The sequence below is a fragment of the Nocardioides sp. genome, from assembly GCF_029937575.1.
Taxonomy (GTDB): domain Bacteria; phylum Actinomycetota; class Actinomycetes; order Propionibacteriales; family Nocardioidaceae; genus Nocardioides.
The window spans coordinates 1-8,643 of sequence record NZ_JAPYPS010000109.1 but is presented as its reverse complement, the minus strand read 5'-3'; the positions used below and the strand labels follow the sequence as shown (position 1 = coordinate 8,643).

8 protein-coding genes are annotated in these 8,643 nt (G+C 70.9%); 6 read left to right on the top strand and 2 right to left on the bottom strand.

Annotated elements, in window-relative coordinates; translation table 11 throughout:
• From Q1K33_RS20160 to Q1K33_RS20145, 4 genes are all read left to right on the top strand, one after another.
• The coding region (locus Q1K33_RS20160) for a biotin/lipoyl-containing protein (protein ID WP_300406625.1) at positions 1–1,168 on the top strand (1,168 nt) is incomplete at its 5' end.
• Entirely contained in the window at positions 1,165–2,331 is a 1,167-nt protein-coding gene (locus tag Q1K33_RS20155) for an acyl-CoA dehydrogenase family protein (protein WP_300406623.1), read from the top strand. The genes Q1K33_RS20160 and Q1K33_RS20155, both read left to right, overlap by 4 nt.
• Positions 2,332–2,385: 54 nt before the next feature.
• Positions 2,386–3,264 (top strand): hypothetical protein, encoded by an 879-nt coding sequence (locus Q1K33_RS20150; protein WP_300406621.1) that lies wholly within the window; start codon positions 2,386–2,388, stop codon positions 3,262–3,264.
• Positions 3,265–3,310: 46 nt separating this feature from the next.
• On the top strand, positions 3,311–4,522 hold the full coding sequence (locus tag Q1K33_RS20145; protein WP_300406619.1) for a YihY/virulence factor BrkB family protein: 1,212 nt from the start codon (positions 3,311–3,313) through the stop codon (positions 4,520–4,522).
• Here the strand turns inward: Q1K33_RS20145 and Q1K33_RS20140 are convergent.
• Complete coding sequence (locus tag Q1K33_RS20140; protein ID WP_300406617.1) at positions 4,512–5,276, bottom strand: tyrosine-protein phosphatase; 765 nt, start codon at positions 5,274–5,276, stop codon at positions 4,512–4,514. The two genes, Q1K33_RS20145 and Q1K33_RS20140, sit on opposite strands and share 11 nt — an antisense overlap.
• Before the next feature lie 374 nt (positions 5,277–5,650).
• Here Q1K33_RS20140 and Q1K33_RS20135 point away from each other — a divergent pair, with 374 nt between their 5' ends.
• The gene (locus Q1K33_RS20135; protein ID WP_300406615.1) at positions 5,651–6,067 is read left to right on the top strand and encodes a PLDc N-terminal domain-containing protein; all 417 of its coding nucleotides are present in this window, start codon (positions 5,651–5,653) and stop codon (positions 6,065–6,067) included.
• Positions 6,068–6,127: 60 nt separating this feature from the next.
• On the opposite strand, the gene Q1K33_RS20130 is transcribed toward Q1K33_RS20135, so the two are convergent.
• A complete protein-coding gene (locus tag Q1K33_RS20130) occupies positions 6,128–6,952 on the bottom strand; it encodes a DUF1295 domain-containing protein (RefSeq protein WP_300406614.1) in 825 nt (274 codons plus the stop codon).
• A gap of 156 nt (positions 6,953–7,108) precedes the next feature.
• On the opposite strand from Q1K33_RS20130, the gene Q1K33_RS20125 reads away from it, so the two are divergent.
• Positions 7,109–8,593 carry a GntP family permease gene (locus Q1K33_RS20125; RefSeq protein WP_300406612.1) on the top strand — a complete coding sequence of 495 codons (1,485 nt, stop codon included), beginning with the start codon at positions 7,109–7,111 and terminating at the stop codon, positions 8,591–8,593.
• Positions 8,594–8,643: the final 50 nt, after the last annotated feature.

The following is an 8,643-nucleotide window of genomic DNA, read 5'->3' as shown; positions in this document are numbered from 1 at the left end:
GTTCTTCTTCCTCGAGATGAACACCCGCCTGCAGGTCGAGCACCCCGTCACCGAGGCGGTGCACGGCGTCGACCTCGTCGCCCTGCAGGTCGCCGCGGCCGAGAACCATCAGGCCGGGAACCACCAGATCGCGGACACCCCTGGTGCGCCCCACGGCCACGCGATCGAGGTCCGCCTCTACGCCGAGGACCCGGCCGCCGACTACCAGCCGCAGAGCGGCGAGCTGACGACGTTCGAGATCCCCGAGGTCGACGGCATCCGCGTCGACACCGGCTTCACCTCCGGCAGCGTCGTGTCGACGCACTACGACGCGATGCTCGCCAAGGTGGTCGCCTGGGCCCCGACCCGGGAGGCGGCCGCCCGCAAGCTGGCCGGCGTGCTCGGCCGGGCGCGGATCCACGGCCTCGTCACCAACCGTGACCTGCTCGTCGAGATCCTGCGCGACGAGGTCTTCCTGGCCGGCGACGTCAGTACGGCGTTCCTCGGCGATGACGGGGTTTCGAGGCTCGCTTCGCTCGCACCTCAACCACCGTCCAGTGAGGCGTCCAGTGAGGCGTCCAGTGAGGCGTCCGGGGTGCCGTCGGGCGCGGCGGTCGCCGCAGCGATCGCTCTCGCCGAGCACACCCGACTCGCGCGGACGGTCCAGCAACGCATCCCGGTCGCCTTCCGCAACGTCGTCAGCCAGGCCCAGGTGGCCGAGTTCGAGGGCGCCGAGGGCGACGACCCGATCCGGGTCGAGTGGTGGGGCGGGCGTGACGGCTACCGGGTCGAGGGCCACACCGTCGTCGCCGCTGGGCCCACGGCGGTGACCCTGGAGACCGACGGCACCCGCACGACGTACGACGTCACCGTCAACGCGCCGGCCGTGGACGTCGACCACCCCGGCGGTCACGTGCGACTCATCCGGGTGCCGCGCTTCGTCGACCCGGCCGACGCCGTCGCCAGCGGCAGCCTGCTGGCGCCGATGCCGGGCACCGTCGTGAAGGTCGCCGTCGAGGCCGACCAGCAAGTCGAGGCCGGGGACGTCGTCCTGGTCCTGGAGGCGATGAAGATGCAGCACACCGTGACCGCACCCGCCGCGGGCACGGTCACCGAGATCAACGTCCAGCCCGGAGCGCAGGTCGCCGCGGGAGAAGTGCTTGCCGTCGTAGAGGGAGAAGAGCAGTGACCACCACGCAGTTCACCGAGACCGAGGAGCGCACCGAGCTCCGCAAGGCCGTCAGCAAGCTGGCGAGCAAGTACGGCCGCGAGTACTTCACCGAGAAGGCCCGCTCCGGTGGCAAGACCACCGACCTGTGGCTCGAGCTCGGCAAGAACGGCTACCTCGGCATCAACATCCCCGAGGAGTACGGCGGCGGGGGCGGCGGCATCGGCGACATCGCCGCGGTGTGCGAGGAGCTGTCGGCCCAGGGCTGCCCGATGCTGCTGATGGTCGTCAGCCCCGCGATCTGCGGCACGATCATCACCCGCTACGGCACCGAGGCGCAGAAGCAGAAGTGGCTTCCGGGCCTGTGCGACGGCACCTCCACGATGTGCTTCGCCATCACCGAGCCCGACGCCGGCACCAACACCCACAACATCACCACGACCGCACGCCGCGACGGCGACGGCTGGATCCTCAGCGGCCGCAAGATCTGGATCTCGGGTGTCGACGAGTCGGACAACGTGCTCGTCGTCGCGCGCACCGAGGACGCCAGGACCGGCAAGCTCAAGCCGTGCCTGTTCGTCGTCCCGACCGACGCCGAGGGCTTCGAGGCCAACCCGATCCCGATGGAGATCGTCTCCCCGGAGAACCAGTTCCAGGTGTTCATGGACGACATCCGGCTGCCGGCCGACGCGCTCGTCGGCGACGAGGACGGCGGTCTCGTGCAGCTCTTCGCCGGTCTCAACCCCGAGCGGATCATGGCTGCCGCGTTCTCGCTCGGCCTGGCCCGGTTCGCCCTCGAGAAGGCCACGCAGTACGCCAAGGAGCGTGTCGTCTTCAAGGTCCCGATCGGTGCCCACCAGGCGATCGCCCACCCCCTCGCGCAGAGCCACATCGAGATCGAGCTCGCGCGCCTGATGAATCAGAAGGCCGCGGCGCTCCTCGACTCCGGCGACGAGATGGCCGCCGGGGAGGCCGCCAACATGGCCAAGTACGCCGCCGCGGAGGCCGCCTGCGACGTCGTCGACCGCGCAGTGCAGACCCACGGCGGCAACGGCGCGAGCCAGGAGTACGGCATGGCCGGCCTGCTCGTCGCCACCCGCGTCGGCCGGATCGCGCCGGTCAGCCGCGAGATGATCCTCAACTTCGTCTCGATGCACTCACTGGGCCTGCCCAAGTCGTACTGACGACCCTGACAGCACTGACACCGCCGGCAGGGTCCACGCCCTAGGCTGGAGCCCATGTCATCCCCGTGGTCCGTCGGCGGCGCCGCCGCCCTCCAGGAGCACGCGCCCACGGCGGGCGCGGCGCTGGGCGGGCTCGTGGCGCTCTGGCCGGCCGCGCTGAGCGAGATCCAGCTCGCCACGATCCGGATGGTCACCGCCGAGGGGCTCGGCCTGAGCCCGCTGCGCAAGCCGCCGACCGGACCGCGGCGTACCGCCGAGGTGCCGCAGGCGATCGTGATGGCCTTCGCCGAGCAGTTCGCGGCCGACGTATCCGAGATCGGTGACGACCTGCGCGCCACCTGGCTCGAGGCGATGGGCAAGGACGCCTTCGACGGCGCCCTGGCGGTCTACGTGGCCGACTTCGTGCCGCGGGTCCGGGTGGTCCTCGACGGCCTCTTCGGTCACGACGAGTGGTTCGACACGCCCCTGGTCCGCTCCGAGCACGCCCGGTTGCTGATGGACGAGTTCATCCACGAGGTGGCACTGCTCGACCATCTCGACCCGGTCACCACGGAGCTGGTGCGGCTGCGCGGTGCCCGACAGCACCAGTGCCGGATCTGCATGGCGAGGCGCAGCCTGGCCGCCGTACGCGACGGGGCCGACGCCACGATGTTCCAGCAGCTGGACGACTACCGTCACAGCACCCTCACCGACGCCCACCAGGCAGCGTTGGCGCTCACCGACGCCCTGATCTGGACGCCGGCCAACCTGCGCGCCCGCGACGTCGAGGCGGTCCGCACGCACCTGGAGCCCGCCGAGGTCGTCGAGATCGTGCTCGACGTGATGCGCAACGCGACCAACAAGATCGCCGTCGCACTGGGGGCCGACGCGCCCGAGCAGGCTGGCGTGCAGCTCTTCGAGGTCGACGAGGCCGGTCGCCTGCACTTCCCCTGAACCGAGCCTGAGTCGGTCGGGCACCGGCAGACGATAGGTTCGGCCCATGGGCGTGGTGAGCGGCATCGACCGCACGCAGCGCCGGTTCACGCCGTTCAGCTTCCCGCTGGCGGTGATCTACAAGTTCTTCGACGACCAGGGCAACTACCTGGCCGCGGCGCTGACCTACTACGCGTTCATCGCGATCTTCCCGCTCCTGCTGCTCGCGTCGTCCATCTTCGGCTTCTTCCTGCAGGGCAACCCCGAGCTGCAGGAGCAGGTCCTCAACTCCGCGCTGGCGACCTTCCCGATCATCGGTGACCAGCTGGGCCGACCCGAGGGACTGCAGGGCTCGACGGGCGCGGTCATCGTCGGGACGGTCGCCGCGCTGTACGGCGCCCTCGGGCTCGGCGTCCAGATCCAGAACCTCCTGGCCGTGGCGTGGGCGGTGCCGCGCAACAGCCGGCCCAACCCGATCCTGCTGCGGGTCAAGAGTCTCTTCCTGCTGGTCTTCGCCGGCCTCGCGGTCCTGGGCATCTCGATCTTCTCCGCGATCGGCGCCAACACCGAGGTCTTCGGCGACCGGCTCAACGGCACGATCCGGGTCCTCATCCAGGTGGCCACGGTGATCATCGTCGGGCTCGTGCTGACCGGACTGTTCCGCTTCGCCCGGGCCCCCAGCCCCCAGCGGATGCGCAGCGCCCCCGGTGCCTTCACGGTCGCGATCCTGTGGCAGGGGCTGCAGTACGTCGGAACGGTCTACGCGACCAACGTCCTCGACGGGACGAGCAGCCTCAACCAGACGTTCGGTCTGGTCCTCGGACTGATCGGACTCATCTACATCGCTGCGGTGATGGCGGTCGTCGGCCTCGAGGTCAACGTCGTGCTCGCCCGCCGGCTGTGGCCACGCGCCCTGCTCACGCCGTTCACCGACCAGGTCGACCTGACCGAGGCGGATCGCCGCGCCTACGCGATGTATGCCCAGATGCAGCGCCACAAGGGCTTCGAGACGGTCGTGGTGCGCTTCGACGGCCGTGACGGCGGCACCCACGAGATCGTCCTCGAGCCGCACGCGAGGGGCCCCGAGACGCGGGTGCTCACCGAGCCGACCGTGGAGGTACCGCTGCGCAAGCGGCGGCCCCAGAAGGCACGGAAGTCACAGAAGTCACGGACCCCGCGTGTCGATCCCACGCCGCCGGACCTCGCCCCGCAGGAGGGGCCGGCCGCCCGGGAAGCCGCCCCCCAGCCGCCGCCGACGCCTCCGGGACCTACGCCCTGAGGAGCCGCGTGCGCAGGCCCGCCACGACGTCGTCGTCGAGGCCGAGCCCGTCGCGCAGGTAGGCCTGGAGCCCGCCGTACGTCGACTCCACGGCCTCGTCGGCCGCCGCGAGGTAGGAGGCGTCGGCCACCATGATCCGCTCGAAGACCGGCACCCGGTCCTCGCCGAGGTGCTCGCGCACCAGCGCGAGGTACTTCGTGCGGGTCGCCAGCCCGATGTCGTTGGTGCGCAGGTAGTCGGCGAGGACGACTTCCTCGGCCACCCCGGCCATCCGCAGCAGGAGCGCCGAGGTCCACCCGGTGCGGTCCTTGCCGGCCGTGCAGTGGAAGAGCTGGGCCGACGTCGACACAGCCAGACCACGCAGCAGCGCGGCGAAGGACGCCCGCGACGCGGGGTCGGTGACGAAGCGGCGGTAGACGTCGCGCAGCGCCTCCTCGGCCGCCGCCGGGTCGGCCAGCTCCGCGCCGACGCCGTGCGGGATCCCGGTGACCTCGACGTGGTGCCAGGAGGCGCCGGGCACCTCGACGTCCGGGTGGGCCTCGACCTCGGTCGCCTCGCGCAGGTCGTAGATGGCGGTGATCCCGAGGTCGGTGATGGTGCTCGCGTCCTCGTGGGTGAGCTGGAGCTCGTTGGACCGGAAGAAGACCCCGCGGCGCAGGGGCGTCCCGTCGCCCGAGACGTAGCCGTCGCCGGCGACGTCTCGGAAGTTGTCGGCCGAGGCCAACCGGATCAGCTCGTCGCCCAGGTTGCTCACGGCCCCAGGGTAGGAGACCTCTTCACCTCGCGGTGCCGCGGCCGGATGACCAGGTGGTGAATCCTCCGGACTGACTACCTGTCGGCGCCGGGACTAGTCACTCCGGGGCAGGAGGGGTTCCACCCAGACGGGCCTGTCCTGCTGGGGCAGCCGGCGCGTAGAGTTTCCCGCGGCGGCACTGGGGAGAGTCGCCACCTATGGGAGGGAGATCTGCTCTCGCATCACGCGGTAGAGCAGACCACCCGCAGTTCCAGAGCCCGGAGGCGCATCCGGGCCGAGGACGAAGGCGCCGACTCGGGTCGGTGGCCCTTCGCCTCCGCTCTCACCCTCGGATCCTCTGGACGCCGCTCGCTGTCGGGCCGCACACTTCTCCGGTGATCAAGATCCAGCTCCTCCTCGGGTTCGTGACCTTCGCCCTGTGGGTCTACTGCCTCATCAGCGTCATCACGACCCCGGCGGGGTCCATCCGCAACCTGCAGAAGCCGATCTGGTTGATCCTGGTGCTGCTCTTCCCGCTGGTCGGGTCGATCGCCTGGCTCGTCGCCGGTCGCCCGGAGTCGGCGCCTCGTCGGCCGGCCGCCCACGAGCGCAGCGCGCCGGCCTATCCCGAGTACGACCGCCCCGGCCGAGCCGCCGCCGTCGACCAGGCCGCCGACGAGGAGTTCCTCAAGGGCGTGCGTGAGCGTGCGGAGCAGCAGCGCAAGCGGCACGAGCAGGCCCGTCGTGAGCGCGAGCGGTTGGCGGCCGAGGAACGCGAACGGCTCAGGAGGAAGCCGACCGAGGAGGTCTGAGCAGACGCTGGTCGAGGTGTGAGGAGCGCCAGCGACGAGCCTCGAGACCCCGCGCGGGCCTCAACCACCGACCGTCGGCGGGTGCGGGAAGAAGAGCGGCACCCGCGCGGCGTACTCGTCCCAGCCGGGGCGCTGGCTCATCGTCTTCTCGAGCAGCTTGGCGCCGGTGACGTTGCGGATGAAGAACGTCATCGCGGCCGGGCAGGCGATCGTGGCCAGGCCCACCACCCAGCCGGACCCGAGTCCCGCAGTCAGCCACAGGCCCCACCACATGCAGGCGTCGCCGAAGTAGTTGGGGTGGCGGGTCCAGGCCCACAGCCCGGTGTCCATCACGGGCGGACGTTCGTCCTTCGGTCGTGCCTTGTACGCCGCCAGCTGGCGGTCGCCGATCGTCTCGAAGGAGAAGCCGACGGCCCACACGAGCACCCCGAGGACCACGGTCGGCAGGTATGCCGTCCCCAGCACCGCGCCGACGGCCACGGGCAGCGCCACGAACCACTGCACCACGCCCTGCACGGCGAAGACACGTCGTACGGCGGCCCCCAGGCCCACCTCGGAGAGCGACCCGCCCAGCATCTCGGCGTAGCGGGGATCCTCCTGGCCGGCGTGCTCGCCGAGCGCGCGCGAGCGCACGTGCCAGCCGAGGCGTCCACCCCAGAGGGCGACCAGCACCAGCACGACCCAGCGACGCCCGTCCGCGTCGTCGGCGGCGAATCCGACCAGAGCGGCGACGAGCGCGATCAGGACGAACCCGAGGCCCCACGCGACGTCGACCACCGCGACCTTGTCGAGCTGACGGGCGCGGACTGCAGCGGCGCCCATCGAGACCACGACGGCAGCCAGGGTGGCGAGCAGCACGGCGACGATGGCGGGGAAGGTCTCCATGGGGGAAGGGTAGTGAGCACCAAGGAAAGTCCGCACGGCCGGACGCGATGCGATGTCGAGCGACCGAGGATTTAGCAAAGGTAATACCTTTGGTGCATCCTGGCGAGACGCGCGTCACATGTCGGCGCTGCGTCATCGTCGAGACCTGGAGGACTCGTGGACCCCATCACCCCCGTGCACGGCACCACCACGCTGCTGCTCATCGCCGTGGCAGCCGTCGCCCTGCTGCTGTTCCTGATCATCCGCGTCCGGCTGCACGCCTTCATCGCGCTGGTGCTGGTCAGTGTCGTGACCGCCGTCGCTGCCGGGATCCCGACCGCGGACGTCCCCACGGCACTGCTCTCCGGCTTCGGGGGCACGCTGGGCTCGGTGGCCCTGCTCGTCGGCTTCGGCGTGATGCTGGGTCGTCTGCTCGAGGTGACCGGCGGCGCCCAGGTGCTGGCCGACACCTTGATCGGTCGCTTCGGCGAGAAGCGGGCTCCGCTCGCGCTCGGCGTGGCCGCACTGCTCTTCGGGTTCCCGATCTTCTTCGACGCCGGACTGGTCGTCTTCCTTCCCATCATCATCACCGTCGCACGCCGCTTCGGTGGCTCGGTCCTGCTCTACGCGCTGCCGGCAGCAGGGGCCTTCGCCTCCATGCACGCGCTCGTGCCTCCCCACCCGGGTCCCGTCGCGGCCGCCGACTTCCTCGGCGGCGACATCGGCACCATCCTGCTGATCAACCTGCCCGTGGCCGTCGGCGCCTGGTACGTCGGGGTCTACCTGTTCTCGCGCGTCATCGGGCGCCGCGTGCACGTCGACGTGCCCGAGCTCCTCTTCGGACCCGCGGCGGCTGCCGACGGATCCACTTCGCACACCTCCTCGCGCGGTGCCGGTGCGGTCGAGTCCGGGAGCTCCGGCACGGTCACCGAGGAGCGCTCCGTGGCGTCGCCGGGGACGGCGCAGGAGGGCACCGCGCCGTCGTTCGGGCTCGTGCTCGGACTGCTGCTGCTCCCGCTCGTGCTCATCGCCGGCAACACGGTGATCTCGACGCTTGCCTCGACGGGCACGGTCGACGCCGAGGCCACCTGGGTCACCTCGCTGCAGCTGCTGGGCAACACCCCGATCGCCCTGCTGATCACGCTGCTGGCCGCCATCGGGCTGCTGGGCACCCGGGACGGACGCACGCTCGAGGACACCACGAAGCTGCTGGACCAGTCCCTGGCGCCGATCTGCTCGATCATCCTGATCACCGGGGCCGGCGGCATGTTCGGTGGCGTGCTGCGGGCCAGCGGGATCGGGGAGTCGCTGACCTCGTCGCTCTCCGACCTCGGCCTGCCGATCCTGCTGCAGGCGTTCGTCATCGCCACGATCCTGCGCGTCGCACAGGGCTCGGCCACCGTGGCGCTGACCACCACGGCCGGCCTCATCGCTGCCCAGGTCACGGCCGGCGGGTACGGCGACATCCAGATCGCCGCGCTCGTCATCGCCATCGCGGCCGGTGCGACGGTGCTGTCCCACGTCAACGACTCGGGCTTCTGGCTGGTGAGCCGCTTCTTCGAGATGGACGAGGCCACCACGCTCAAGACCTGGACGGTCATGGAGACCACGCTGGGGCTCTCGGCGTTCGGTCTCTCGGTGCTCGTCTGGGTCGCCGGATGACGCTGGCGCCCGCTCAGCCCGACCGGCCGGCCCCGGGAGAGTCGTCCGAG

Excerpts from the sequence above, each read along its gene's own strand:
- Q1K33_RS20130 (WP_300406614.1), bottom strand. The coding sequence starts at position 6,952 with ATGGAGACCTTCCCCGCCATCGTCGCCGTGCTGCTCGCCACCCTGGCT.
- Q1K33_RS20150 (WP_300406621.1), top strand. The coding sequence starts at position 2,386 with ATGTCATCCCCGTGGTCCGTCGGCGGCGCCGCCGCCCTCCAGGAGCAC.
- Q1K33_RS20145 (WP_300406619.1), top strand. The coding sequence starts at position 3,311 with ATGGGCGTGGTGAGCGGCATCGACCGCACGCAGCGCCGGTTCACGCCG.